Origin of the sequence: Mesorhizobium sp. M1A.F.Ca.IN.022.07.1.1 (assembly GCF_003997575.1) — a bacterium.
Taxonomy (GTDB): domain Bacteria; phylum Pseudomonadota; class Alphaproteobacteria; order Rhizobiales; family Rhizobiaceae; genus Mesorhizobium.
Genome location: NZ_RZST01000650.1, coordinates 1 through 1113, shown reverse-complemented (window position 1 = coordinate 1113; position 1113 = coordinate 1). Strand labels below are relative to the sequence as shown.

The window sequence follows — 1113 nt, the reverse complement described above, 5'->3', positions numbered from 1 at the left end:
ACGATGCCGCGGTGCTGTCGGCCGATGTGAGGAACCTGACCGAGACCGATGCGGCCGCCGACATATCGAGCAGCGGCCAGCTGACCATCTCGGATGTCGACAGCCCGGCGACCTTCGTGGCTCAGGCAGCCACCGTTGGCAGCTACGGCACCTTCGCCATCAACGCGGCTGGCGCCTGGACCTACACGGCCTCCTCGGCGCATGACGAATTCGTCGCCGGCCAGCACTACACCGAAAACTTTGATGTGGTGAGTGCCGACGGCACTCACACTTCGGTCGCCATCGACATTCTGGGTACCGCCGATGGTCCCACGGCCGTTGGCGATACGATCATCACCAACCTTGCGGGCGGAAGCTCCGTCATCGTCCCGGAATGGGCGCTCATTGCGAACGATCCTGCTTCGGCAATCGATGTGTCGGGGGTAGGTTCCGCTACGGGAGGCTCTGTCTCGCAGTTGGCAGGCTCAGGTGCAAACGGCAGCGTAACCTTTGCCGATACGGCGCCCATGGGAGGCACCTTCACCTACACGGCCACCGATGGAACCAGTGCTGGCGCGCCAGCACTGGTGACGGTCAGCCAGGATTCGGTCGGCACACTCGACGGAACCTCGGGCGACAACATTCTTGTCAGCTCGAACGGCGGAGCTACGCTCGTCGGCGGTGCGGGCAACGATGTGCTCCTCGGCGGCAGCGGCAACGACACCTATCAGTTCGGCCTAGCGGACGGCACGGACATCATCGCGGACGCGGGAAGTGGCGGCGACAGCATTCAGATCATAACGACTGCGCCAGTGGACAGCACGGCCATTGGAACGCTTAACTTTGAGAGAGTCTCCAACGATCTCGTAATCAATGTCGGAAGCACTGAGATCACCATCCATGATCAATATGTCGGAAGCGGAAACGTCGAAAGCATACAATTCACAAACGGCGGCACTGTGTACGGATACGCGCTCAGCACGTCCGCGTACCGACTGCAAACTTCCCTGTCCGGTGGCGGCACCGATGACGTCATCGCCTCCACCTCGGCGGGGCAGGCTCTAACCGGGGGCAACGGCAACGACCTCCTGTTCGGAAACGGCGGCGACGACAGCACGATTAACGGCGGTGCAG

General features: G+C 62.1%; 1 protein-coding gene. It reads left to right on the top strand.

Features of this window, described 5'->3' with window-relative positions:
- On the top strand, positions 1-1113 hold a 1113-nt coding region (locus EOA75_RS33115; protein ID WP_206517130.1), incomplete at both ends, for a VCBS domain-containing protein.